At 53.7% G+C, this 25,602-nt stretch carries 21 protein-coding genes; 16 read left to right on the forward strand and 5 right to left on the reverse strand.

Going from position 1 to position 25,602, the window contains the following annotated elements; translation table 11 throughout:
- Positions 1 to 1,338 (forward strand): non-ribosomal peptide synthetase (locus IE087_RS21345; protein ID WP_189371497.1); only part of this gene is annotated, 1,338 nt, incomplete at its 5' end.
- 146 nt (positions 1,339 to 1,484) lie between these two features.
- On the opposite strand, the gene IE087_RS21350 is transcribed toward IE087_RS21345, so the two are convergent.
- A complete protein-coding gene (locus IE087_RS21350) occupies positions 1,485 to 1,637 on the reverse strand; it encodes a hypothetical protein (protein WP_189371499.1) in 153 nt (50 codons plus the stop codon).
- A 178-nt stretch (positions 1,638 to 1,815) separates the two neighbouring features.
- Here IE087_RS21350 and IE087_RS21355 point away from each other — a divergent pair, with 178 nt between their 5' ends.
- The 14 genes from IE087_RS21355 (at position 1,816) to asnB (ending at position 17,731) form a co-directional block, all read left to right on the forward strand.
- A complete protein-coding gene (locus IE087_RS21355; protein WP_189371501.1) occupies positions 1,816 to 2,760 on the forward strand; it encodes a nitroreductase family protein in 945 nt (314 codons plus the stop codon).
- Complete coding sequence (locus IE087_RS21360) at positions 2,761 to 3,555, forward strand: SDR family NAD(P)-dependent oxidoreductase (protein WP_189371503.1); 795 nt, start codon at positions 2,761 to 2,763, stop codon at positions 3,553 to 3,555.
- Positions 3,556 to 3,877: 322 nt separating this feature from the next.
- Positions 3,878 to 5,266, forward strand: coding sequence for an Orn/Lys/Arg family decarboxylase (locus tag IE087_RS21365; RefSeq protein WP_189371505.1), 1,389 nt, complete (start codon positions 3,878 to 3,880; stop codon positions 5,264 to 5,266).
- Positions 5,267 to 5,359: 93 nt separating this feature from the next.
- Entirely contained in the window at positions 5,360 to 7,204 is a 1,845-nt protein-coding gene (locus tag IE087_RS21370; RefSeq protein WP_189371507.1) for a non-ribosomal peptide synthetase, read from the forward strand.
- A 53-nt stretch (positions 7,205 to 7,257) separates the two neighbouring features.
- Positions 7,258 to 8,070, forward strand: a complete 813-nt coding sequence (locus IE087_RS21375; protein WP_189371508.1) for an aminoglycoside 6-adenylyltransferase — start codon at positions 7,258 to 7,260, stop codon at positions 8,068 to 8,070.
- A gap of 50 nt (positions 8,071 to 8,120) precedes the next feature.
- Positions 8,121 to 8,882 carry a tyrosine-protein phosphatase gene (locus tag IE087_RS21380; protein ID WP_189371510.1) on the forward strand — a complete coding sequence of 254 codons (762 nt, stop codon included), beginning with the start codon at positions 8,121 to 8,123 and terminating at the stop codon, positions 8,880 to 8,882.
- A 65-nt stretch (positions 8,883 to 8,947) separates the two neighbouring features.
- Positions 8,948 to 9,553 (forward strand): class I SAM-dependent DNA methyltransferase, encoded by a 606-nt coding sequence (locus tag IE087_RS21385; protein WP_189371512.1) that lies wholly within the window; start codon positions 8,948 to 8,950, stop codon positions 9,551 to 9,553.
- 84 nt (positions 9,554 to 9,637) lie between these two features.
- Positions 9,638 to 9,967 carry a hypothetical protein gene (locus IE087_RS21390; protein WP_189371513.1) on the forward strand — a complete coding sequence of 110 codons (330 nt, stop codon included), beginning with the start codon at positions 9,638 to 9,640 and terminating at the stop codon, positions 9,965 to 9,967.
- Positions 9,968 to 9,971: 4 nt separating this feature from the next.
- On the forward strand, positions 9,972 to 10,727 hold the full coding sequence (locus IE087_RS21395) for a class I SAM-dependent methyltransferase (protein WP_189371515.1): 756 nt from the start codon (positions 9,972 to 9,974) through the stop codon (positions 10,725 to 10,727).
- 3 nt (positions 10,728 to 10,730) lie between these two features.
- Positions 10,731 to 11,369 (forward strand): RNA 2',3'-cyclic phosphodiesterase, encoded by a 639-nt coding sequence (gene thpR, locus IE087_RS21400; protein ID WP_189371517.1) that lies wholly within the window; start codon positions 10,731 to 10,733, stop codon positions 11,367 to 11,369.
- Positions 11,366 to 13,213, forward strand: coding sequence for an ABC transporter ATP-binding protein (locus IE087_RS21405; protein ID WP_229801518.1), 1,848 nt, complete (start codon positions 11,366 to 11,368; stop codon positions 13,211 to 13,213). Before thpR ends, IE087_RS21405 begins: the two co-directional genes overlap by 4 nt.
- A 94-nt stretch (positions 13,214 to 13,307) precedes the next feature.
- Entirely contained in the window at positions 13,308 to 15,167 is a 1,860-nt protein-coding gene (locus tag IE087_RS21410; RefSeq protein ID WP_268244661.1) for a flavin-containing monooxygenase, read from the forward strand.
- The gene (locus tag IE087_RS21415) at positions 15,136 to 15,789 is read left to right on the forward strand and encodes a pyridoxamine 5'-phosphate oxidase family protein (protein ID WP_189371521.1); all 654 of its coding nucleotides are present in this window, start codon (positions 15,136 to 15,138) and stop codon (positions 15,787 to 15,789) included. Before IE087_RS21410 ends, IE087_RS21415 begins: the two co-directional genes overlap by 32 nt.
- Positions 15,790 to 15,802: 13 nt before the next feature.
- Positions 15,803 to 17,731 carry an asparagine synthase (glutamine-hydrolyzing) gene (gene asnB, locus IE087_RS21420; RefSeq protein ID WP_189371523.1) on the forward strand — a complete coding sequence of 643 codons (1,929 nt, stop codon included), beginning with the start codon at positions 15,803 to 15,805 and terminating at the stop codon, positions 17,729 to 17,731.
- Between the two features lie 54 nt (positions 17,732 to 17,785).
- On the opposite strand, the gene IE087_RS21425 is transcribed toward asnB, so the two are convergent.
- Entirely contained in the window at positions 17,786 to 18,493 is a 708-nt protein-coding gene (locus IE087_RS21425) for an acetamidase/formamidase family protein (protein ID WP_189371525.1), read from the reverse strand.
- A 288-nt stretch (positions 18,494 to 18,781) separates the two neighbouring features.
- Positions 18,782 to 19,564, reverse strand: a complete 783-nt coding sequence (locus IE087_RS21430; RefSeq protein ID WP_189371526.1) for a hypothetical protein — start codon at positions 19,562 to 19,564, stop codon at positions 18,782 to 18,784.
- A 596-nt stretch (positions 19,565 to 20,160) separates the two neighbouring features.
- Between IE087_RS21430 and IE087_RS21435 the strand changes: the two genes are divergently transcribed.
- Positions 20,161 to 23,250: a non-ribosomal peptide synthetase gene (locus IE087_RS21435; RefSeq protein WP_189371529.1), complete on the forward strand. Its 3,090-nt coding sequence runs from the start codon at positions 20,161 to 20,163 to the stop codon at positions 23,248 to 23,250.
- A gap of 137 nt (positions 23,251 to 23,387) precedes the next feature.
- Here the strand turns inward: IE087_RS21435 and IE087_RS21440 are convergent, their stop codons facing one another.
- A complete protein-coding gene (locus IE087_RS21440) occupies positions 23,388 to 24,956 on the reverse strand; it encodes an OpgD/OpgG family glucan biosynthesis protein (RefSeq protein ID WP_229801519.1) in 1,569 nt (522 codons plus the stop codon).
- 194 nt (positions 24,957 to 25,150) lie between these two features.
- Complete coding sequence (locus IE087_RS21445) at positions 25,151 to 25,597, reverse strand: c-type cytochrome (protein ID WP_189371531.1); 447 nt, start codon at positions 25,595 to 25,597, stop codon at positions 25,151 to 25,153.
- Between the last annotated feature and the right edge of the window lie 5 nt (positions 25,598 to 25,602).

Here is a 25,602-nt window from a genome sequence, read left to right on the forward strand (position 1 = left end):
TACACATCCGGATCCACCGGAACTCCAAAGGGCGTCCTCGGCACAAACTCATGCCTCGTGAACCTGGCGGACTGGCAGGCAAACGAATATTCAAAGCACGCAAGCCGCGTCGGGCAGATGACAAACATCAGCTTTGATGTTTCCATTCAGGAGATACTGTTTGCACTGACGTGTCGTGCCCCTCTTGCGATACCGCCAGAAGACACTCAAATCGGAACGATCCAGACTTCGAAATGGCTGTCAGAGAAAGCTGTCGGTAACATATTCATGCCGACGTCGCTGATGAATTTGCTGTCAGAAAGCATCCAGGATGTAGATGCCGATGACATTGCGATCACTGATATTTTTCAAGGCGGAGAACCCTTGAAACTAACAAAATCAGTGCGCGACATGCTGGAAATAGGCAAGGTCGAGCGTATCCATAATCATTATGGTGCGTGTGAAACGCACAACTCGACCTCATTTACTGCAAAGGTCGCTGATCTTTCCGATGGTCCGCTGGTTCCGGCAGGACGCCCGATCCAGAATGTTCAGATTTACGTCCTGGATGGCACTCTGAACCCGGTACCGCCGGGCACGATCGGAGAAATCTACGCAGCCGGTGCCGGAACGGCGCGTGGATACCTTGGCCGACCGGTACAGACCGCCGAAAGGTTCATAGCCAATCCTGCAGATACGACGGGCGGTCGGCTCTACCGAACAGGAGACACGGGATACTTCGACAGAAAGGGGCAACTCGTGGTTCTTGGCCGTGCTGACCGTCAGATCAAGATCAACGGCGCAAGGGTGGAACTGGGTGAGATTGAAGCCGCCCTGCAGGATCACCCAAGTGTCCGACGCATCGTTGTGGCCATGCGGGAAGGCAAGAACGCAAACAAAGTCTTGGTTGCCTATTATGTGCCGGACGAAGACGCCGGGATCGATCAGGAAGTGCTGCGAACATTCGCGCGCAAGCGTCTACCGACCTTCATGTTGCCCAGTCAGTTCGTCGAAATCGATGCTGTGCCGTTGTCACCAAATGGCAAGCTCCTTTTGGAAAAGCTCCCGGTTCCCGATGTGACACAACAGAGGAAGAGTGGACCGATCAGCGACGAAGAGCGCAAACTTGCAGGTGTTTTCTGCGACATTCTGGGAGTCGATCACGTCGGGTTGGATGAGAGTTTTTTCCAGCTGGGCGGCCATTCGCTTTTGGCAATCAAAGCGATCAACAGGATCAAACAGAAGATGGGGCGAAACATTACTGTCCGGCAGTTCTTTATGTCTCCTACCGTGTCTGCACTTGCCGGCGAATTGAAATCCGCAAAGCCGGTCTCGCGGCCGCAGTTGGTTAAAAATTGAGGTGGCGCCATGACGATTGAAGCGAAGCGACAAAATCGGGGGCGATGCCCTACGGACCCGGACCAAACCGTTTCTGCGGATGGGCAAAGCAAAGTTGATGCAAAGCTGCGACAGTTCTGGTCAACCCTCCAACTTGTGGGGTCCCATCAAAGGATCGCAGAGCAGGCATTCTCTGAAAACTCTGAGAAAACGGTGGAAATGTGCCTGAACACGTCCTGCGGGATCGTTTCAAAATTCGGAGCGAAGGCCGAAGTCGGCAGGGCCTCTCCTTCGGCGGGCGCCTTGTATCCAACCGTCATCTATTTCTTCGAGCTAAGGGGCAGTGCAGACCAGTTTTCCCTGTACAAATATGTGGCTGCCACGGGACAGATCACACGGACGTCAGTTGACATTCCTCGTCACGTTTTTCTTAAACAACTAGGTCTGACCGAGGAAATCCGGTCTGTTTTTCTTTTTGCCGCAGATATTGAACGATCAATGCGCAAATATGGGCAGCGAGGCATCCTGTATTCGTCGCTGGATACCGCACATGCATTTTGCAATTTGTACCTGCTCCTGAACGCGGAGACTGACACATCTTTGGTGCTTGAAGACATCTCAAGCCATGTTGTCAAAAACCTGATACCAGACATGCCGATGGGGCATCTGCCTATTGTGGGCTTGGCCACCGACGAGCTGTTTCCTTGGACGAACTTACCGACGCAGCCCGAAGCACCAGCGAGCGCGGTAAGCAGGATCGCGAAGAAAGATGAGTTTGGCTCACCAGCATGGGTGTCGCAGAACATCTTTTCGGGCAACGCCATTGATGCCTATCCTACATCCCGGTTGTCTGTTGATTTTGAAGACATTTTCCAACGCAGATCTGCAGAGCTTTTTTCGGAACAGACCATTGACCAAGCGCAAGTTGTATCACTTGTGCGCGGTCTCTCTACACTCAACGGCTTTAAGGGTTTTGCGTTCAGGATCGCGCTGCGTAATCCGGATTATACAGCCGACCTGTTTGAAGTTCAGACAAAGGATCCGGTTCTTTTGCCGATCGGTAAAAACCGGGAATGGGACATTGTTCGAACCTGCATGGGGCAGAGGTTTCTGGGTAACGCAAGTGCCGCACTTGCCATGTTTGTGCCCGGACGCAAGACGGATTTCTTCGAAGCCCCAGACGAGTTCAGGCGTGCAATTCTGAATGCCGGATATGTTGCGCAGCAGGCATATCTGCTGGCAGCCAAGGAGAAATTGGGGATTTGCGCCGTCGGTGGGTACTCCGAAGACCGCCTCCGCGACATGATGGGTTTGTCTGGCGACGAACCGGTTTTGTACCTCGCCGCACTGGGCGTCGACAGTTCACAGAAATTCCGAACGGACAGGGGCAAGATTGCGTTTGCTCACGGTGAGACCTCCGGCACAGCGAAAGATTTTGACTAGATGCAGAGCGACGGTTTTACAGAAAGCGACGCATGCGGCATCGGATCCGGGCACATTGTTGTCTGCGGTGGCACGTCGGGTCTGGGGCTGGAGTGCGCGCGCGTTTTTCTGGCTGCGGGCCATGACGTTCACTGTGTTGGTCGCACTGATACGGGCTTGATACGCGCCCGTGAGACCTTGGCGGGCTTTGAAAACGCGCATTTCATCCAGTGTGATCTGACAGTGCGAGAGGACCGCGAAGCGCTGGTTCAAGCCGTCTCGAAGAGAACAGATGCCATCGACCTGCTGGTCAATAGCTGCGGCACGATTTCCGGTGATGGGTTTGCGCAGGAATCCGAAGCCGAGTGGCAGAGAGTCATGGAACACAATCTGTCGGCCGCCGTGAATTCGAGCCGGGATTTTCTGGAGTTGCTGAAGAAATCCGGTCGTTCCTCTATCATCAATATCTCGTCGATCTGCTCACAACATCCCTGCACATCGTTTTCATATTCTGTGTCCAAGGCCGCGTTGGACATGGCAACCAGATCGATGGCGAAGGATCTGGCGGTTTTTGGGATACGAGTAAACAGCGTCAACCCCAGTGTGGTTCCCACAAACCTGCAGAAATCGGCTGGTGTCACTGCGAACGATGACTCTTTCGAAACATGGTTGGACAGCATGCTGCCACTGCACCCGTTGGGCCGGTTGGGTACACCGTCCGATGTTGCGGCGGCAGTCGAATTTCTAGCCTCATCCAAGGCCAGCTGGATCACCGGTGCAATACTCAACGTAGATGGAGGTCGTGCCGTGAACTAACCCTGGTCGCTTGTCGACCATCTTGGAAATTTGGCTGCGTAGAGCAAGGATTGCAATGGCTCGAATTTATGAAAATCCAGCTATAGATGTCGATTCCGATGGCGGCAGCGACGTCGAATGCAATCGTGTCGAACAGACCGTTCAAAAGACAGTTGAGCAGGTTTTACGCGATGGGTTGTCACGAACAGGGTGCTGTACACCGCTTGATATGCCGCCTGAGTTTAGCGAGGGACCAAGGGCTTATGCTGGACCCCAAAGAAGCAGGTTCGCCGAGGTAGGTAACGACCCACACCATTTGACAGGCTTGCAACAATCGCCATCGATGGAAAACGGTGGCTTTGACTTAGACCTGAAAGCGCTGTCCGGTTTACTGAACCGTCTGGATCAGTCTGTTTCTAACACAGCGCTGGATGATGCTCTTGGGCGTGGTACCGGGCCGCTTGGTAATCTGGCGCGGAAGCTGGCAGACGTGTTTGGCTCTTCCAGCGTCAGGTACGCGCCACATGGGACAAGTTTGGCCAATGTGGCCCTTGTGCTGGCACTGAATTCCCTGACCCGGAAAAGGTTGAAACTTGCCGTTGATCGCAGTTGTCACAAGAGCCTTGTCGCCGGGTTGGCATTGATAAACGCGGAAATAGTCTGGATCGAGCGCGATGTTTCGCCCGTTTGTGACGTTCCGATGCCTCTGACCGCAAAGCACTTTCGCGCGCTGCTAGAGGCGCACAACGACTTGCACGCTGTTTTTGTCACCTCGCCGACTTACGAGGGGTTTTCAAGTGATGATCCCGCCGCGATTGCCGAAGTGTTCCGAGCGTCAGACACACGTCTGATTGTCGACTCTGCATGGGGCGTTTACGGAGGTCTGTTCTCGAACACAGAGTTTCCAAATTCGACCGCACCGTTTGCATCTGCCAGTGTTTTTTCAGCTCACAAGAAAGGCGTTGGCCTGTCTGGGGCAAGTTTCGTTACATTCAATGACGCAGCGCTTTGCGCAGCATACGAGAAGTTTTGCGACTTGGGGTTTGTGTCCACCTCGCCAAACTTCATCAATTACCTGGTTTTGGAGCATTGTACTGACTTTTGGATATCTCCGATGGGTCATGCCTGCGCAGATCGCCTTGCCAGAGAAAGCCGCAATTTCAGGATGCGCCTTGCCGAAATCGATGGGGTGCAGGTCGTCGCCGCAAGTGATCTGGGCAAGGGGGTGGCCGATGATCCAAGCCATGTGCTGATCGATATCAGCGATACAAAGCGAAGTGGAAGACAGGTTGCGGATTACCTTGCACGGCGACACGCCATGGACATCGAAATGGTCATCGCCGAAAAGATACTGTTCCTGTTTGGCCCCGCGCATATCAGTACCTGGCCCAACATTGTGCGCGCACTTCAGGACGCATTGACCAATCTGGAGCCGGAAACCGGGCCGCGTGAAGTCGTTGCGCCGTCACCAATTGCCGATGACTGGCGTGGGATGCATGACGCGATCATGACGCCAACCCGGCAGGTTCTGCCAACGCATGCAGTAGGATGCGTGGCAGCATTCCCGATATCGGCATACCCACCAGGGCGTCCTCTCATTCATCCAGGGGAGCGGTTCTCAAAGGAAATTGTCGACTACCTGATCGCGATCGAAGCGGAAGGCGCACGATTGATCGGTGTGAAGGGAGCACTGAACGAGTTCGGTTTTACGGTGACGGATGAATCATCATGAGTTGCGACCCCGAAAACCATACACCCCACCCTAGGCATCGTGAGTGCAAGCCCATGCTTTCTCGTTGGTCAGGGTCAGCAAAGGGAGAACACTATGCATCGACCTGAAGAGATTGATCAACAGAATGCCGGGAATGTCGGTCTTCCGCGAGGATCGCTTGCGGATGTGTTTGAAGCGCAGGTTGCTAAATCTCCTGACGCTGTCGCATTGGTCTTTGGCTCGGTCGAGATGACTTTTGACGAATTGGACCAACGGTCAACAGATTTTGCCAGCCTGCTGCGTGACAAGGGTGCTGGACCTGAAAAGGGTGTCGCACTTTTGTTGCCACGTACCCCTGAGTTGGTCGTTGCGATCGTCGCCGTTATCAAAACGGGCGGGTTCTATGTTCCTCTACACAACGACAGCCCAGATCGGCGCCTTGCTGATATGCTGCGGATGGTGGATCCGGTCGCTGTCATTGCTGAAGAGGTTGAACGTGCGACAGCGATTGCGCCAGCTGGGTGCACTGTCTTTGATCCAAAGCGCGTCACGCATGGCAATATCGATCAGCGTAAAGAACATGTTCGCGCAGATTATCAATCCTTGGCCTATGTGATGTTTACCTCTGGCTCGACCGGGGCTCCGAAAGCTGTGGCGGTGACACACGGAAACGTCAAAAAGCTTGGCCTCGACCACAGATGGCCAAAGGGCCGCCGCGTTCTATTAAATGCCCCGCAATCGTTCGATGCGTCCACACATGAGATTTGGAGCACCCTTCTTGGTGGCGGAACGATCATTATCCCGGAAAAGAGTCTATCGACACCCGAAGATATGCAGGATGTGGTAGAGGAGTATCGGGTAGATCATCTATGGCTCACGGCGGGTCTGTTCGGTGTCTTTGCAGAAACCTGTCCGGAAGCATTTCGCTCGGTAGGTGATGTGATGGTTGGTGGCGATACCGTATCGCCCCATGCTGTCGGTCGGGTCCAGGCCGCGGCACCTGAAATCAAGCTGGGCAACGGGTACGGACCCACAGAATGCACCACATTTTCAGCGGCTTACGATATCCCCAAATGGGGAACTGACCCAATTCCCATTGGGTCCGCGATGGATAATACATCGGTATACTTACTGGATGAAAAACTGAGGGAGGTTGCAACAGGAGACGTCGGAGAGCTTTACATCGCAGGTTCCGGACTGGCCCGCGGGTATCTGTGTGCGCAAGCTATGACAGCCGAACGTTTTGTCGCCTGTCCTCATGGTTCAGGGGCTCGCATGTATCGCACAGGCGATCTGGGCCGAAAGCGATCCGATGGCGTGATCGAGTTTGCTGGTCGTGCCGACGAGCAGGTGAAAATACGTGGATTTCGGATTGAGCCGGCCGAGGTGGAAACGGTGCTGCTTGGACGCAAAGATATTGAGCATTGCATAGTTGTATCCAGGGAGGACAGGCCTGGCGTCAAGCATCTGGTGGCTTACGTTGTTGCAACGGACGCCAAAGAACCCGACCAGCAGGAAATGAAAAAGCAGCTGGCCGAAAACTTGCCAGACTACATGGTGCCTGCTGCCATTGTTGCAATTGATGCAATGCCTCTTACGCCAAACGGAAAGGTTGATCGCAAAGCATTGCCGGCACCGACGTATGAGGCACAGCCAGAAGCACCGGATGCGCCAATGGCGCTGTCCCCACAGCAAGAACTACTAACTAATATTTTTGTGGACGTGTTGGGCATTGAAAGCGTTGGCCTTAATGAAGATTTCTTTGATCTTGGTGGCGACTCCCTTTTGGCGACGCGGCTTGTTGGGAAAATTCGGGCGGCCACAAACAAGGAAATTGACGTTCGTGCCGTTTTCGAAAATCCAAAAATCGCAGCGATCGACACCTATCTGGAGCACGCTGCGGACAGCAAACGCCCTGCGTTGGGTGGCCGGGTGACGGCCCCTCTAGCCAGTCCATAGAATGGTGTTTCTGTCTTTATCACCGCCAAGACTTCTCACCAACAGGAGGTAACATGACCCCACAAGACGCAATCAGCCGAATTTCCGACGTTGCAGAAAAATCTGACTTGATCCGCGCGCTGTTCATGAGCGGCAGCTATGGCTCCGGTTTGCAAGATGAATACAGCGATCTGGATTTTCTGGCGATCGTCGATTCAGACAACCTTGATGCGTTTAGCGCGATTTGGCGTGAAGCGGTTGAGCAGGCGGGTCCAATTGTCTTGTGGTGGGACCGACAAGTCAAAGGCATGTTGATCAATGCAATCACGCAGAGTTGGCTTCGCATCGATGTTGTTGCGCTTGGCGTGGAGCATGCAAACGGCCATGCGCGCAGTCAGCTGAAAGTCATTTTTGACAAGGACAAGATTGCGGATCAACTGCCGAATCCGATCCCTGGTCCGCAGGTCAGCCCGGCACGCCTGTCCCACGATTTTCAGGAGTTCGTGCGCATCATGGGCCTGCTACCCGTGGCGATTGGCCGGAACGAATTGGTCAATGCGGTAACTGGCCTGGTGCATTTGCGGCGAATGCTAATTGAACTGCTGATACTCGAAACAGATGCCCCAAATCGCGGTGGTGCTTTGCACTTGAATCGCCTGATTTCCCCAGATCAGAACCAATTATTGAAAGATCTTCCGCCTCTTATGCCAGAGCGGGACGCTATCATCCGTGGTCACCTCGAATACGCCAAGGCATATCTGCCAAGAGCGAAAAGACTTGCCCAGCAATACAACGTGACTTGGCCGCACGAACTCGAAGCGGCGACTTGGTCCCACCTTCGCGCAACGCTTGGTGTCTCCGAACCTGATGTGGCTGTCATGGCATGACGCTCCCGCATGATGTTCCAAGTTCAACACTGACAGTCGAGGAGATGCCCATGTTTGAAAACATTGAGAATTTTCGTGATCTTGGTGGAGCTATGGGAAGAGAAGGGCAAATCGTGCGTTCAGATGTAGTGTATCGCTCAAGTGATCACTCACACGCGACCGACCAAGACCTTGATAGGCTCAAACAGTTGAACATCGGGACGATCGTCGATTTGAGACGACCGTTGGAACGGGAACGCGCGCAATCGCGCCGTCCCGAGGGTGTCACCTATGATGTCATTACTTCTGATATTCCCGAAGAGCGTCTGGATTGGGCTGTCGCACTAAAGGACGTTGATCACGTGGACCTTGCTTGGTTCGATCGCGAAGCAAGAGAGTTTTACATCAACGGAGCGAAGATAGAGCGGTATGTGGATCTTTTCAGCCGATTTTTCCAGCTGCTGGCACATTCCGACGCGCCGATCCTAACACATTGCTCTGCTGGCAAGGACAGAACCGGCATGTTGTGCGCACTGGTTCTGCATACAGTTGGCGTCCACCGCGATGATATTGTCGCCGAGTTTGTCAAAACAAATGACCCCAAGCGCATTGCCAGAGCAAAACCGCGGTTAAGGGCCTGGTTGCAAAAAACGTCGGGGCACGTTGTGGATGATGAGGCATTGGAATTCGCGCTGAGCGTACATCCCGAACACATGGACCTGATGTTTTGCCAGTTGGAAGAGGAATTTGGTTCCACTGACGAATATCTGTCAAAGGTTCTGGGTGTCGACAGCGGGCTGAAATCGAGGATCGAAACCCGATTGCTGAGCTGAATGGAAATCCAAATCAAACAGCGGACAAACCTGAGCAACTTCAGAAGGCCAGAGGATCAATCTTGATGGATAAACCGACGATCGCTGCTTATGACGATGCCGCGAACAGGTCTGCCTATCTTGACTTGAAGAGCCAACACAAGGCGCATCCGGTGCTGGACTTTTTCATCTCGCGCATTCCGCAAAACGGGCTGGTTCTTGACCTTGGTTGCGGTGTTGGCGCCGAAGCTGCAATCATGGTTCAACATGGGCTTCGGGTCGACGCAGTCGATGCGTCCCAAGGTATGGTTGATTGCGCCCAGGAAGTACACGGTATAGCTGCGCGATTGGCCACTTTCGATGACCTTGGAAGTTTTCAGAATCTTGATGGAGTTTGGGCCCATTTCAGTTTGCTGCATGCGCCAAGGCAGAAACTCCCCGAATATCTGAAAGACATCTTCAATGCTCTCAACCCAAACGGTGTCCTCTACATCAGTATGAAATGCGGATCAGGTGAACACCGCGATGGGTTGGGTCGATTTTACAACTATTACGAAGTCGAAGAATTGGAACGGCATTTGCAATCTACTGGATTTGAATTGGTTTTCACAAACACTGGGACTGGAACAGGTCTAGACGAAGATGTCATGAGGTGGGTTATGTTCTTAGGGTTCAAGCCACAACCAAAGTAACTTGGAGAATATCACGCAATTCAAATTGTGAGGTAAACAATTTAGGTGTGTCACTGCCTCAGGCGGTGTCTTTAGTGTGCTAAAATGAAAAACCTATTTCTTCATTTTAGAACTTTTTTATTGGTTTATGACGTATCTGCACTGAACGAAAATTTATGTTCACCCTGGCAACATGCTGTTGTGTCAATTGAAAAATTACGCCTGGTGGTTTTCTTCGGAAAGCCGCGGATTCAATGCTCATTTGGGCGAATTTTTGCTACCCAATGTGAGGGCCAGGTTGAAATATCTGAAAAACCCGTAAAACTGGCAAAGTGCACCTGTGAATATTGGCCAATTTCGCCAAGCCAAAGGCCGTTGGATGATTATCCAATTGGCTTGGCTTCTATTCGGCCTGAAATCGAACACACGGAGTGACAAGATGAATGCAATTTTCGATAAAATCGCCTTTCAGTATGATGAAAACCGTGGAGGTGAAAGGCGTGGCCTACAGTTTTCCGAAGCAATTGAACCACTTATCGACAAAAATAGACGTGTTCTTGAAATGGGTGTCGGGACCGGTGTTGTGGCCGGGGCGCTGCAAAATAAAGGATATGATATCATAGGTATCGATGTTTCGAGTGAGATGCTAAGGCGCGCTGTTGATCGCGTTACTGCGCTCGTTTGGTCGGACATGAACAAATTACCGTTTCTAGACGGTTTCTTTGGCTGCGTGTATTCCGTCTGGGCGCTGCACCTCGCAGACGACATTACCAAGGCCTTGAAAGAGGTAAGGCGAACCTTGGACGACGGTGGATGTTTCATCAACTGCTCGGCGGCCAACGCGGGTGTATCTCCTCCTAAGGATCCGGCTGGTCAGATTGTCGCTGAAATGCAGCTACAGCTCTCAGGGCCGCAGCTGTCACGCGATGCGCCAGAAGAGCTGGAAAAACTTTGCGGCGAGGCGGGATTTGAGTTCGAGACAGTTGTGAATCTGTCTCACAGCTACAAGACATCCGTAACCGAGGTTCTCTTGCATATCGAGCGAAACGGCATGTCTACCCTCGTGAAAGCTTCTGAAGATCAACGACGCGACATCATTGAACCTGCTCTTGCCAAGCTACGAGACATTCCAAACCCGGATGATGAAATCATTCGCGATCGCGTACATCAATTTGCGGTGCTGCGTGCTGTTTGAAACATGAGTGTTCCGGCATCATCGGCGCTGTTCATCGCCCTCGAAGTTGAAAATTCGGCCGCCAGAAATCTGCTTGGTCTTCAGTCCGGTGTGTCTGATGCGCATTGGGTTCCACGCGCAGCTTTGCATGTCACCATGCGTTACCTGAGGGTAATTGAGCGCCAGGACGAGTTGATAGAAAGGCTGAATTCTGTAACAAGGGCGACCTTCAAGATGAAGGTTGCGGGGGTTGGTCATTTCGACCTTTTGGACGGCGCGGTCGCTCTTTGGGCTGGAGTGAAACCGGTGCGTGCCATGTGTGATTTGCACGAAGCGCTCGACAATATTGCTCTGGATATGGGGTCGCAAAGACCGAGCCGTCCATGGAAGCCCCATATCTCCGTTGGGTTTCGTGCGCGACCTCATGCCAGTGTCACAACGTGGAAACAACAGCACAAGACGCTTGATCTGCCGAGTGAAAATGTGACCGGGTTTGGTTTGTTTTCTTCTCGGAAGCTGCCTGAAACGGGCGGATATGAGCGGATTGCGTGGTTTCCGCTATCGCTTGAAGCAAGGAATGATGTGCCTGAACTTCATCTATCTAAAGAGGGCACCCTTCAATCAGATGTTGAGCCGGTAAAACAGGCCGGGGACACATCTTGAAGAGCATCGCCGACTTCATTGACCCTCTCAAGGCGCCAGACAGGCCGCCACCGCGCAGTTTGTTCAGTTTCTTTGGTTGGTCGCTTAAAGGTGCATTCCCCGCCTTGAGTTTGTCCGCTGCCGTGTGGACGCTGGCCGGTTTTCTTGAAGTCGCGAATGCCGTGATCCTTGGTCATCTGATCGATAAGGCCATCAGCACCGGGCCGGACCGTTTCTTTGACACGCATCTGTGGTTCTCCATTGGTGTCTTCGCTTTCTTTATGGTGTTGCGACCTTTGGTTTTGGGTGCGTCCTCGGTGATCAATTTTGTCCTGATCGCGCCCAACATCGTGCTGATGGTTTTGATGCGCCTGCATCGGTGGACGTTGGGGCAAACATCCGGATTTTTCGATAGTGAGTTGACCGGTCGCATAGCTCAGAAGCAGCTTCAGACGTCCCGCGCGCTGGCCAGTTTTGCGTCTGAAACGATTTACCTCGTCTTTTACGCATTGGTGTCCTTCTTAGGAGCGGCGTTTCTGCTGGTTTCGGTAAGCTGGAGCATTGCATTGCTTCTGGCGGGTTGGTTGGTTGTCTATCTTGCCCTGATTGCCTGGTACATGCCGAAGCTACGCGAGCGATCTGCCCACAGGGCAAATGCGTATTCTGTCCTGACGGGTTCGATTGTCGATACACTTTCCAACATGAAAACGGTCACCCTTTTTGCAAGGGGACAACACGAAGTTGAACGTGCGGGATCGGTGGCGACATCATATCGTGCAAGTGCGATTGTGTGGGGGACCACTGCGGCGTGGTTCAGATTTCTACTGACAGTATTGGCAGGCAGCTTACCGGTCCTTTTGATTGGAAGCAGTGTGCTTCTTTGGGCGGATGGGCTGGCCAGCGAAGGTGATATCGCTGCGGCAGGCGCAATCGCGATCCGTGTAGCGCAGATGACCGGATACATCAGCCATACGTTAATGGGTCTGCACGCGTCTCTTGGTGAGATCGAAGACGGCATTGCCTTGCTGACCCGACCACATGCGTTGCCAGACGCAGAAAGCGCTGCTCCACTTCGCGACCCGCATCCAGTTATTCGTTTTGAGAACGTTAGCTTTTCGTATTCAGGGAGTTCTGATCAGGGCGTTCAAGACATTAACCTGACCATACAACCGGGTGAAAAAGTCGGCATCGTGGGGCCATCTGGTGCGGGCAAGTCGACCTTGCTTGCCTTAATTTTGCGTATGATTGATCCAGTCAAAGGTCGCGTTCTTGTTGGCGATATGGATGTTCGCGACATGGAGCAAGAAAGCCTGCGCCGAAACATCTGTGGTGTCCTTCAGGAAACAGCGATCTTCAGCCGATCAGTACGCGAAAATATCCTTTATGGTCAGCTGGATGCAACAGACGAGGACATCATTTATGCAGCCCGTGGCGCAGACGCACATGACTTCATCATGCAGCTGGAAGACGGGTTTGGCAGGGAAGGGTATGACGCTTTGCTCGGCGAACGTGGTGCGACGCTTTCAGGGGGGCAAAGGCAGCGCATTTCCATTGCCCGCGCCTTGCTGACGGATGCCCCGATTGTGCTGCTGGACGAAGCAACCAGTGCGCTGGACTCTGAAACCGACGCGACGGTGCAAAACGCCATCAACGGGAAACTGTTGGACCGCACAGTGCTGGTTGTTGCGCATCGACTTTCAACCGTCATGCAAATGGACCGCATCATCGTTCTGGACGCCGGCCGGATCGTAGAGCAGGGGACCCATTCTCAATTGCTGTTCAAGGGCGGCCTTTACGCGCGGTTCTGGGCCCGTCAACGCGAACAGATGGATCCGGCAAATATGATGCAGGAGCGGTCAGTATGAGACTTGATGGTCAACATGTTCACGCGAAAACGATGCTCCGAAAAGCGCGGTGCCACTTTGAAGATGCGCAAGAAAACCAGAAGGTGAGCCTGCGATGATCCGGAACAATAGCGTACGCGCTCTGACCGCAGAAGAAGAAGTTGAAGAAATACGGGAACGCTACCGTGTTGAACGGCTCAAACGACAACGCCCGGCTGATGGCGAACAGTACATCAGTCTTCCACGCCGGGTTGCAAAAAAAACGAGATTGCCCGATCCCCGCACCCCTCTTGTAGACGATGTAACGGTGACGGTGATCGGAGGTGGTCTTTCCGGATTGGTGGCCGGCGCAAAACTGCGTGAAGCGGAATGCGGTACAATCAGGATTGTCGAGAAAGCTCCGGATTTCGGTGGTGTTTGGTACAGCAACATTTACCCGGGTGCAGAATGTGATACCGCCGCAATCGTATACATGCCTCTACTTGAGGAACTGGGGTACCTTCCCAGACACAAATACGCTTCCGGAGCGGAAATCCGGTCGTATTGCCAGAGTGTTGCAAGGCACTTCAAGTTGGATGAGGGAGCTTTGCTGGAAACAGAAGTCACCTGCCTGACCTGGCTGCCCAAGGCTTCAAGGTGGCAGGTTGAAACCAATCGAGGTGATAAATTTCTGTCACGGTATGTGACCCTGGGTTTGGGTCAATTTCAGACACCTAAGATCCCGAACCTTCCAGGAATCGATGCTTATCAAGGGCACATTTTCCACACATCGTCATGGGATTATGACTACACAGGCGGTGGTCCTGATGGTGCATGCATGGTTCGCCTTGTCGACAAACGCGTCGGCGTAGTTGGAAGTGGGCCCAGTGCCATTCAAAGTATCCCGCACCTTTCCAAGGCAGCGCGGGATGTATTTGTGTTCCAACGCACGCCTTCATCTGTTGACGCACGAGGAAATCAAACGACACCGTCCCATTGGTGTGACCAAGCCCAAAATCCGGGTTGGCAACGGGAGTTGATGGCCAACTACATCCAGTTTCGCAACCCGTTAAATGACGTTCAGGACAGTGTAGACGATAATTGGACGCAGATTGCCGCCCGTATCCGCAAGCGGCTGGATCAAGTGCCGCCCGAACTCAGAACCCAAGAGGTGATTGATGAAGTTCAGGACTTGGCGGACATTGAAAACATGGCTGAATTGCGCGCGCGTGTGGCACGCGTTGTGCATGATCCTGAGACCGCGCAGGCGTTGCAGGCATGGTATCCGCAATTCTGCAAACGCCCATGCTTTCATGATGGCTACCTTGAAGCATTCAACCAACCGAATACGCATCTGATTGATACGGAAGGCAAAGGTGTGTCAGCCATGACAAGCAACGGTGTTGTTGCGGCGGGTCAACATTTTGAGCTGGATTGCGTGATTTTTGCGACCGGTTTTTGGAACACGGTCGGTGGGCCCGTGCAAGACAGCCTGACTATACATGGACGGGACACCACGTTGCGTGACGCATGGGCTGGCGGCATTCAAAGCTTTCAAGGCGTCTTTGTGCACGGTTTTCCCAACTTCTTTGTGATGCAGCCGGCGCAAGGCGCAAACTTTTTGTCCAACATCACCCATAACTCCGTGGATGCTGCACATACGATTGCTGCAGTTGTCAGCCACGGCTTGAAAACAAATGCGGACGAGACTGAAGTTTGCAGTGACATGCAGGCACATTGGCTTGCCTATTTGCAAGGAGGTACAAGACGCCTTGCGTTGGCCGATTGCACACCCGGCATCTTTAATAATGATGGCGATCTCAGCGATCCAGCCGTTGATTGGAACATCGGTTATCCTGATGGCCCGGCAAAGTACTTTCAGTACACAGAGCGTTGGCGAAATGAAGGAGATTTCGACGGCCTGATATTTCGCCGGAGCACTCAACAACCAGGTTCTCGCTTGAATGTTGCGGAACATTGCGATGACGATGCGTGACCCATTTTATCATAGCGGCATGCGGGTTGTGCAGGATCGGTTTGGCGGGCGTGACACGGCGGATGCCATTCACAAGCACTTTGTCACGACCACCCTGACAGAGGAACAAATCGCCATCATTGCCGGGTCACGCGCCTTCTTTGTTGCAACAAGCTGGGACAGTCACGTCGATTGCAGCATGAAGTGCGGCAAAGATGGGTTTGTGCGCGTGATGGCGCCCAACATCATTGAGTACCCAGAATACAACGGTAACTCCATGTACCGAACCTTGGGGAATCTCGAAAGGAACCCGAATTGCGGGTTGCTGTTTGTTGACCTCGAAAACGGGGGCAACCGGCTTCGTCTTAGAGGTCAGGCGCAGGTGTTTTACGGAGGCAAGAGACTTCATGCGCATCAAGGGGCCTGTGCGGTTGTCCGTGTTCGAGTAGTGAGTTTCCCCAACTGCAGCCGATATCGCCCTCGCTTTGATGGATCGGACCGGGAAACCTATGATCCGGCCAACGATGTTCGAACTGTGCCCAAGTGGAAAACGCTGGCCGAGGTTGCGCCCACACTACCCGAAAGTGATCCACATTTTGAGGCCTTGCAGCCCGCCAAACCAACGCCGGGCAGCGACACATGAATTGGGTTTCTAGATGTGTGGCATAGCTGGTGTAGTAACCTCGGCTCCGCAAGATGATTTGGCAGGGACAGTACGGCGCATGACTGCAACTTTGGGCCACCGGGGGCCGGACGGTGCGGGTGTGTGGTCGTCCGACGATGGCACAGTCAGTTTGGGCCATCGCCGATTGTCGGTGGTAGATCTTGATGATCGCGCAAGCCAACCGATGAAAGACGCCTCGGGTCGGTATGTGATCAGCTTCAATGGCGAGGTCTATAACTTTCGCACCTTGCGCAAAGAGTTGTCCGGGGCAGGGTACGCGATGTCTACCCAATCAGACACCGAAGTACTGATCGAAGCATTTGCCAACTGGGGTGTCAGACGCACCCTGGACAGAATTCAGGGCATGTTCGCCTTCGCGGTTTGGGACGATGTGGCAAAGGTGTTTTATCTGTGCCGCGACCGTTTTGGAATCAAGCCATGTTACTGGCGTTTTGACAGCGGTGTTTTTTCCTTTGGGTCTGAGATGAAGGCTCTCTTTGCCTGTGCCGAAAATCCGCTGCCGCTGAACCCGGCAGCGATCGCGCATTTGCTGGATTTTGACTATGTGCCGTCGCCCGACAGCGTGTTCCAAGGCATCCAGCAGCTGGCGCCTGGTGAACTTCTGATTATGAAACGCGGAGAACCGCCGACTGTTTCTCCATACTGGTCATTGGAAACAGAGCGCAAAAACCGAACGGGGTTGCTTGCCGAGCGATCAGATGCCGAACTTTTGGATGAATGTGACACGCTCCTGAATCAGGTGATCGAAGAATACCTTGATTGCGATGTCCCAACGGGTTGTTTTCTGTCGGGCGGAATAGACTCATCACTTATTTCGGCGATTGCTTCGAGGAAGCTGCAATCGCCGTTGCGTACGTTTTCAATTGGCTTCTCAGAGGCGTCTTGGGACGAAAGCGGACGAGCACGAAAAATCGCAAGCTACATCGGAACCAAGCATGAAGAGTTGATTTTGACAGCCCGGATGGCGCAGGACCTGGTTGAAGCAATCCCGGACTACTACGATGTCCCCTTTGCGGATTTTTCGCAGCTGCCAACACTTGCAGTAAGCCGCCTTGCAAGAAACGAAGTCACCGTTTGCCTTTCGGGCGACGGTGGTGATGAGCTGTTTGCCGGGTATGACCGATATGACTGGAGCCAACGGATTTGGGCGTTGCATCGCGCGTTGCCAGGACCCGTTTACAAGGGTTTGAACGCATTGTGCAGCAGCCGGTTCATGAGGTCGGTCAGATCAGCCTTGCCACCCCATGTGAGCGAAACAGTTAGGCGCTTGCCGGAATTTGCACTGAACGGGGCCGCTCCCGCCACATTTGATGACTACTACAAGACGATTATGCGCAATCATCCGAGTTGTTTGCATGAAGGAACAGCAACTGAGTCCCTGGCATCAACCGTTCCCTATTGGATAGAAGGCGCCGGGCTTGAGCGGCTTGATTCCATGCAGATCGCCGATATCCGTCACTATATGGGTGATGGCATTTTGACCAAAGTTGATCGTGCGAGCATGAGTGTCGGACTGGAGGTGCGGATACCCTTTTTGAATGAACGGATGGTCGACTTTGCATTTTCACTGCCCATGAGAAGCAGACATTCAAAATCCGGTTTGCGCAGTTTAGAAAAACAACTTGCCTACAGATACATACCCAAAGCACTTCTAGACAGCCCCAAAATGGGGTTCGGGTTTCCCGTCGACAGCTGGCTGAGAGCAGAACTGCGCGATTGGGCTGAGGACCTTCTCTCGCACAGCAGGCTTAAACAACTGCCCTACATTAACGCGGGGAAGGTTCGCAAATTGTGGGATCAGCACATCTCGGGGACCGTGGACAGGCACTGGCAATTGTGGCCAGTGCTTATCTATTCGCAGTGGATGCAACGGTGGAAAACCCACATAGCGATGCCATAGCGGGTCTCTCCAAGCCCTTGGATGAGAAGTGCCAGCTAGCACTACAAAATCCATTTACATCTCCAGAAGCGATCTCGGAACTTCGACCATTGCTGAATATGGTTCGTGACCGGCCAGACCAAATTTTACCGACCCCATGCAGCTGATCAGCATCGCAGTCTCATCTGCTGTGACATCACGAGTCTGCATGAGCAGATCACTTGTGCCTTTGACGGCCATTTCAACGGCGATTTCCATTGTATCACCAAAGCCCATACAACAAACAAACTCGTCGTTCATCACAAGCGGTTGCTGAACTTTGATATCTTCTTCCTTTGTCACGCGAAGGACCACGTTGACGGCGCATTCAATGGCAGAACAAGCCACCTCACCCGAACCATGCAACGCATGACCATCAGCTAAAGTTAACAACGCCCCGTCATGGAAGGTGGGAAGGAAAATGCTGGCCCCCTTTGTCACCATTGGGTTGCCCATCGCACCACCGAACGTGCCATTGTGATTGCTTTGGACCGATCCGGTTAGAGGAGCGACACCTATCCTGCTGATCATTGGTTTTATGGGTAGGATGATGTCATCATTGAAGTTCACGCCGCCTGCGGTGATTTTTACGTGCTGTCGCAAGAATTTGCTGACCCTGTCTTGCAAAGGTCCGCGTCCGGTCACGACCAACCACCCATCGGAAGAAGGCAGTTGCATATCCAATATTTCAACCTTGATGGCGTCTCCGGCCTTAACGCCTTCGATTTCAATCGGGCCGGTCATGGTCGACAAGACTTCCATCGGAACAGGGCGTTCCAGATGTGAAATCCTGTCTTGGGTTTCCACACCGAACTGCTCTCCCAGCTTTGCCTTGAAAAGCGGCTTGTTGTCCGCGCTATAGCTCGTGCAAACCTGAAAGCTCTCTATGATGTTCATTTCTGGGCGCTCCATGACGTAGGTGAATATCCCGATACTTTGCCATGAAGGGGCAACAGTTCTCAGGCCCAGATAAAGGCATTACGTTTTTGCGCAGATTCCCGCCAAGCGAGTATTTGATGAGAGAGGTTGCGCCTATAATTCAGCCAGAGGGGGCAGAAGAAATGGAAAAATCTCGTCCATTTTTTTGCTGAGCAGAGGCGAAAAACGCTTTTTGCGAATGTGTAGGTTCCCGTACTCGGGTGTAAGGCCACGGGTAGCAAAGCTGACTTTTAGCTTTTCAAGGGACAACAAGAATGCTCGCAAATCGTTGTCCAAATTGATGTCAGAAAATAGTGCGTCGAAACACGGCATGGGCATGGTTGCAAATGGGCAAATCACGCCGAGATCTGGTTCAGGTGTTTGTGTAAAGTTTGGAACAGCCAACCGATTGCCGAACCTGGACGATTCCTCTTGGTAAGAGAGAAAATGATCGCGTCCCGCGAAGTCCCGGGCGAGCAAAGGCGCACCGTCAAAAGCGTCGTGCCAGTAAAGTACACTGCTGTTCCCGGCGTCCAGCGTGCAGATATGCTTCAGAGCGGACGCAGTGACGATGTTGAGGGACAGTTCAAAAGGGATATCGGTGAGGCGAATTTTGTAATTGAGTACGCCGCCTTCAGATCGAGACTTTTGCTCTGAAAAATATGCAAGCCGGTCTGGGTTGTCCGTCTCTTTTCCCAATGGCTGGTCGCCGTAGAGCGATAGGAGCTCAATCGGTGCATCATCTTTCGCCACAAGGAAAAGATCGATGTCCGACGTCCGCCCAGTGCCATAAAATGCGCCATACCCCAAAGAGCCCATCACGTAGCCAGCCAGAAATGTCCGCTGCAACGCCTTGGCGTAGCCATCGTGCAAGAAACTGAGCATTGCGGCAGACACGGTGATGGCTTCAGACAGGCGTATGTTCGCCGATGTAAGAATGTCTTCCGGTGCTGACTCTGACAGGGCCTGTCCGGCCTCTGTGATTTGGATCAACGTGCGTGTCCCATCGATGGTCCGCCCATGCCGCCAGAAACCATCAAAAACGTATGAAACGAGATCTGCTTGACGTGTCCGCTGTTTGGGTTCGGCGGACCAGTCCAGCGTCAGAACCCAGTCTTTTGCCGAAGCTTCGTGCGCAATAGGCGCAATTTCAATGTGTTTTGCGACAATATCGTTCAACGCGAAAGCGTTCAAAAAAGATCCAAATGGTGTCATGGGTATTCCTCGCAACGCTGCGGAACGCATTGCGTTCCGGGGTCTTAAACACCCTATGTTCCGGTTCTGAATTTTGGCAATAGCGGTTCGCCGTCAGCCGGTCGGTCTTCAGAGAATACGCGAAAAAGTGGGGTGTCAGATTCTTCTAACGGCGCTTTTCCACCGAAGATTCGTCCGGTTCTTCCAACGCTGTATATTATCGTTAATGTGGAATTTCGACCAGTAATTCATATCACAGGTTGAATTTTGGCCTGTTGTACCGTTCACGGAGGAAGGCCTTGATCCACAGCGCTTTACTTGAACGGGCTGTCGAAAGCCCGGATGCACCCGCAATTTTCTTTCAGAATGAAGTGGTCAGCTACGGCGAGCTGGTTGCGCGAGCACGACAGTTCGCAGCTGCTCTTGTCGCGGCTGATGTCCGCCCTGATGATCGCGTGCTTGTCGGTGTTGAACGAAGCCCCGATCAGATCGCCTCTGTCATAGGTGTTTTGCTTACGGGCGCTGTCTATGTGCCTATCGACCCGTGCCAACCCGCGCTTCGGCTATCCAAAATTGCCGCACAGTGCGACCCTGCCGCTGTCATCATAAATCGAGATGTTGCAACAGATTGGGCCCCAGAAAGTACACGCATTACGACAAATCAACTGCCCGATTGCGAGACCTTCAATCCTGAGCGCAGGAGTGACGCCGCGCTGGCCTACATCATTTTCACATCCGGCACGACCGGTGTGCCGAAAGGGGTGGCTATTTCACATGGCGCTGCGTGGAACACGATCGAGGACATCAACGCGAGATGGTCCGTTACGTCGACCGATCGCGCGTTGGCGCTCTCCGCTCTGACCTTTGATTTGTCGGTCTACGATATTTTTGGAGTGTTGGCTGCTGGTGGAGCGCTTGTCGTTCCGGAACCAAAAAAAGCGAGAGAGCCAGCCGATTGGTTGCGTCTGGTCATTGAACACCGTGTCACCATTTGGAACTCCGTTCCGGCACTCATGGGAATGATGGTCGAGTATCTGGGGACAAAGGTCGAACAGGCGTCATCAACGGACATCAGGCTTGTGATGTTGAGCGGAGATTGGGTTCCCGTGAACTTGCCGGACCGCATCGCTAAGGTTTTTTTGCCGGAAGTCATCGTGTCGATGGGTGGCGCGACAGAGGTGTCGATCTGGTCAATCTACCACGAAATCACCGCTGTTTCGTCTGATTGGACGAGCGTTCCTTACGGGCGGGCTCTTAAAAACCAATCCGTACATATTCTGGACGAAGACTTGCTGCCCTGTGCACAGGGCGAGGAAGGCGAGATTTGCTTTGGCGGTAAGGGGCTCGCGCGCGAGTATTGGGGAGATCCGGACAAAACAAAGGCAAGTTTCGTTCAAACCGATCATCTTGGGCGTATTTACCGGACCGGCGACATTGGTCGCACAATGCCAAATGGAGAAGTCGAATTCCTTGGCCGTAGGGACACCCAGGTCAAGGTTGGTGGACACCGCATCGAACTGAGCGACGTCGAAGCGGCACTACTCGAATACGATGGCGTGATCAAAGCAGTTGCCAAGATCATCGTCTCTGATGCGAATTCAGAAGACAAGTTTCTTGCTGCATTCGTTGTTGCAGAACCCGAAGGATTTGCACTGGATCACCTTCGTCAGTTTTTGAGAGAACGCCTGCCCGCTTACATGATGCCGGCGCGCATCGAGACGAGAGATACCTTGCCTTTGACAGCCAACGGCAAGGTGGATCGCAGTGCGCTGCATCTCCGCAGTGTGCAGCTGTCAAACAATGACGCATCTGATCCACTGATGGCTTTGGTGATGTCCTGTCTGCATCAAGAGTTTCTCGAAGAAGACAGCAATTTCTTCGACTTCGGGGCGCAGTCACTTGTGCTCGTCCAGATGATTGCCCGGATCAGAGAGGAATTCGGTGTAGAGGTCGGACTTGGTGAACTGTTCGCGAATCCATCCGTGGCACAGGTGCGAAGACTGGTGGCTTCCGGAACGCCGCAGGAGCATCCTACGCGCAAACTGTCTGAATATGCTCCCAGCGCGCGGGCGTCCTACAATCAGGAACAGGTCTGCTTTCTTACGTCTTACTTTCGCTCAAGCCGTGCTTACAACTTTCAGGCAACGTTGGAGTTTACCGGTGATCTGGACATCTCCAGGCTGGAGCGGGCGATTTCGAAAGTGATTGAACGGCATGAAATGCTGCGCACGACTATCCACCTGACAGACAAAGGCTATTGTTCAACGATCCATCCACCTTATCCGCTTGAAATTCCTTGTTACGATGTCTCAGATTTGCCGCGACGGGAACAAGACACCATTTTTAACAACATGTTAGAAGAAACGCTCGACACTGTTTTCGAAGTCGACGTTCTTCCGATGTTGAAGGTGGTCGCAGTTAAGCGGTCCGATACGGAATGGTCCTTGATCCAGATTGAACACCACGTTGTGCATGACGGCTGGTCCATCGGTCGATTGTGGAGCGAGATTCAAGAATGCTACGTCGCTGACGCAGCAGGCCGGGAACCAGATTTACCGCATCTCCCGGCACAGTATCAGAATTTTGTTGCGTGGCAGAGGGACCGTCTCGAAGGACGTTTTGGCCAGGATGCGCTGAACAATATTGCAGCGTCTTTGGACGGTGCCGCGCTTGATGTGAAGGTTTCGCGGCGTCATATCGAAAACGCAGAACTTGGTGGCCACAATATCCGGCAGGTTCTGTCCGAGGAAACTGTGGCACTGGTACGAAAGCGCGCCCGAGAAATGCGTGTTTCAGACTACGCAGTCCTGTTTACGGTCTTTGCGGCATTTCTTGGCAAGCATGCCGGACAAGACGATTTCTGTGTTGGGGCAGCAGCAAGCGCAAGAATCGACCGCGAAACGGAACCGCTGATCGGGATGATTGTGAACACAGTCCCTGTGAGGGCTGATTTGACCGCAGGCGATAGTCTGGCACAACTGGTCCCCAGTCTTCATGCCGCGCAGATGAATGCCATGCGATATCAGGATGTGCCATTGGCGATGATTGTCAAAAAGCTGGGAGTCGAAAAGACTCAAGGACGCAATCCTGTCTTTCAGTACTGTTTCGGTTTTCACGATTCCGCGACTCCCGACTTTAATTTTGGCGCTGCGCAGGGGCGCCTGCATGAAGAGCAAAACCAGACTGCGAAGTTTGACATCAACGTCATTGTGATCCCTCCAAGTAAAACACGACCGGAAAAACATGCCCGAGTGTTATGGGAGTTTTCCTCGCGACTGTTCACCGCGGAAGACGCAAAGCAGCTTTCGGATGAATACGCACAAAAATTGCTGCGTGCTCTCAAAAATCCAGAAGCAACGTTCAATCGTGAACCGTCCAACGTTGTGTAAACTGTGTGACTTGGGTTTTTCCCAATACCGCTCCACAATCATGTCGAGCATTGCGTTGATCGCCTCTGGCGCGCCCGCACGGTAGATTTCACCTGTAGTGGCAAACATGATTTTTGGCTGACGCTTGTGTATCAGGGTTAGCTGGGTACGTCGTCCCGCAGCCATTGGAAGACCCATGTTTCCGAGAGCCGTTGTGTGTCATCGGCGACGTGTGCGGTGAGTTCGATCAGGTCGTGATCCTGCCCGTCGATGTCGATGAACAAGCGCCATGTGGGCACGGCGGCGTCCGAAACCTTGTGCAGGACCATGCCTTCGATGTCCCCGGCGGAGTGGGTGACGATTGGCGTGACTTTGGCGTCTTCGGGCATGGTCCCAAGCGCGCCGCCTTCGAAGTCGATGACGAACTTGCGCAGGTTGGGGTTTTCAAGAGGCACGCCCGAGGGGCCGCCGATGCCTGCGAGCGTGCCTTGCACCCAGGCAAGGTCGCCTGATTGGGGCAGGTCGCCCCAATGCATGCGGTAGCTGTAGGTGCGGCTTTCGCCCACCTGTGGTGCGCTTTTGGGCACCCAGAAGGCAACGATGTTGTCGTCGATTTCCAGATCAGCCGGGATTTCCACCAAACGCACGATGCCCGGTCCCCAATCGTTCAGGGGCTCGATCATCACGGAGGGGCGGTCGTGGTAGCGCGCGCCTGCGTCCTGGTAGTCTTCATAGGTGCGGTCGCGCTGGACCAGGCCGAACTGGGCCATCTGCGGTTCGTCGAAATAGGAGCTTGAGACGCGGGGCGGGTTGTTGAGTGGGCGCAGGATGACGTTGCCGTTCTTTCGGATGATCTTGAGCGCTTCGCTGTCGTGGACCTGCCTGCGGAAATCGTCGAAATCCCGTTCAGTATGTTCGGCGAAATAGAACATGGATGTGAGCGGGCCAAGCCCCAGTTGCGGGACTGTTTCGCGGAAGAACAACGTTGCTTCGACGTCCATAGTGGTGTCGTCGCCCGGTGTGATCGTGAATTTGTAGGCCCCGGTGACCGAGGCGCTGTCGAGGGCGGCGTAGACTGTGAGTGACGCGTCTGTTGCTTTGGGCCTTTCCAGCCAGAATTCGGAGAAGCGGGGGAATTCCTCGGGTCCGTTCAGCCATGTGTTGATGGCGAGTCCACGGGCCGAGAGGCCATAGCTGTTGCCGCGGCCCAGGGCGCGGAAATAGCTGGCGCCGAGGAAGGTGACCACCTCGTCAAACTTGTCGGGCGTGTTCAGGGGGTGGGTCAGCTTCAGCCCTGCAATCCCTGCCAGTTCCGCGTGGTCTGGCACGCGCGTGCCCACATCGTTGCGGTATTCGAAATCGTCGGTTGAGAAGGTCAGCGGGCGGGCGGCGCCATCCGTGACTTCGTGGATCTTCACCGGTTCCTTGAACAGCCAGCCCGGGTGGAAGGACGACACGTGGAAGGGCAGGGGAGTGTCGGACCACCGTGCGGCCTCGGGCCGGAAGTAGATGTTGCGGTAGTCGTCATAGGTCAGGTTCTGGAGGAAGTTGTCGAGCGGTGGCGGCGGTGCGTCAGGCGTTTGTGCCCGCGCTTGCATCTGGTCCTTGAGCCACTCGTAGGAAAAGGCTGTGCCCGTGATGTCCCCCAATACGGTCCGTGGCAGGGCCACACCGGCCAAAAGTGTGGCAAGGGCGCTGCGGCGGGTCATATGCGCTGTGAGGGCCATTTCTATCCTTTGGCGACGTGATCACGCTGTGACAGATGCAAGGCCCGTGCGGTGGCGTCCAGTCCCTTGTCGTCACTTTTCACCGGGGGCCATTCACATCACCGCCATTTCCCGGTGCATTGGCGGAAATGCGCCACGTATGCAAAAGGCCGCCGGGGGTCCGACGGCCTTTGTGAAGTGCATAAGGCTTCAGCTTAGCTGCCGCCGTCCTGCAGCGACACAAGATAGGCGTAGAGGTTCACGGCGTCCTCTTCCTTGCGGACCTTGAAGGTCATCTTGGAGCGGCCTTTGTCGCCCGTCACTTCACGCAGGTAGCCTGTTGGGTCCTGAACATAGGCAACGAACACCTCTTCGTTCACGGTGAGGTCGGGCATTTCTGCCGCCAGCTGGTTGATGTCGGAATAGCGGAAGTCTTCGACCATGCCGAACTGGCCACCGGCGATTCCATAAAGGTTGGGGCCCGTTTTGGCGTTGCGGCCTGCCAGCGTGTCGCCTGCTTCGTTCTGGACGACGTGGCACGAGATGCATTGGCGGAATGCCTTTTCCCCTGCGGCGGCGTCGCCGGAGGCTGCGTGGCCGTCTGCAAATGCGGGCACGGCCAGCGTGGCAGTTGTCGCTGCGATGGCAAGTGTGCGGAACATGTGAA

This window comes from Tateyamaria omphalii (assembly GCF_014651375.1).
Lineage (GTDB): Bacteria > Pseudomonadota > Alphaproteobacteria > Rhodobacterales > Rhodobacteraceae > Tateyamaria > Tateyamaria omphalii.

Coding starts and splice junctions, on each gene's coding strand:
- IE087_RS21350 (WP_189371499.1), bottom strand. CDS start 1,637: ATGACGGTTGGATACAAGGCGCCCGCCGAAGGAGAGGCCCTGCCGACT.
- IE087_RS21355 (WP_189371501.1), top strand. CDS start 1,816: ATGCGCAAATATGGGCAGCGAGGCATCCTGTATTCGTCGCTGGATACC.
- IE087_RS21360 (WP_189371503.1), top strand. CDS start 2,761: ATGCAGAGCGACGGTTTTACAGAAAGCGACGCATGCGGCATCGGATCC.
- IE087_RS21365 (WP_189371505.1), top strand. CDS start 3,878: ATGGAAAACGGTGGCTTTGACTTAGACCTGAAAGCGCTGTCCGGTTTA.
- IE087_RS21370 (WP_189371507.1), top strand. CDS start 5,360: ATGCATCGACCTGAAGAGATTGATCAACAGAATGCCGGGAATGTCGGT.
- IE087_RS21375 (WP_189371508.1), top strand. CDS start 7,258: ATGACCCCACAAGACGCAATCAGCCGAATTTCCGACGTTGCAGAAAAA.
- IE087_RS21380 (WP_189371510.1), top strand. CDS start 8,121: ATGTTTGAAAACATTGAGAATTTTCGTGATCTTGGTGGAGCTATGGGA.
- IE087_RS21385 (WP_189371512.1), top strand. CDS start 8,948: ATGGATAAACCGACGATCGCTGCTTATGACGATGCCGCGAACAGGTCT.
- IE087_RS21390 (WP_189371513.1), top strand. CDS start 9,638: ATGAAAAACCTATTTCTTCATTTTAGAACTTTTTTATTGGTTTATGAC.
- IE087_RS21395 (WP_189371515.1), top strand. CDS start 9,972: ATGAATGCAATTTTCGATAAAATCGCCTTTCAGTATGATGAAAACCGT.
- thpR (WP_189371517.1), top strand. CDS start 10,731: ATGAGTGTTCCGGCATCATCGGCGCTGTTCATCGCCCTCGAAGTTGAA.
- IE087_RS21410 (WP_268244661.1), top strand. CDS start 13,308: ATGATCCGGAACAATAGCGTACGCGCTCTGACCGCAGAAGAAGAAGTT.
- IE087_RS21415 (WP_189371521.1), top strand. CDS start 15,136: ATGTTGCGGAACATTGCGATGACGATGCGTGACCCATTTTATCATAGC.
- asnB (WP_189371523.1), top strand. CDS start 15,803: ATGTGTGGCATAGCTGGTGTAGTAACCTCGGCTCCGCAAGATGATTTG.
- IE087_RS21425 (WP_189371525.1), bottom strand. CDS start 18,493: ATGACCGGCCCGATTGAAATCGAAGGCGTTAAGGCCGGAGACGCCATC.
- IE087_RS21440 (WP_229801519.1), bottom strand. CDS start 24,956: ATGGCCCTCACAGCGCATATGACCCGCCGCAGCGCCCTTGCCACACTT.
- IE087_RS21445 (WP_189371531.1), bottom strand. CDS start 25,597: ATGTTCCGCACACTTGCCATCGCAGCGACAACTGCCACGCTGGCCGTG.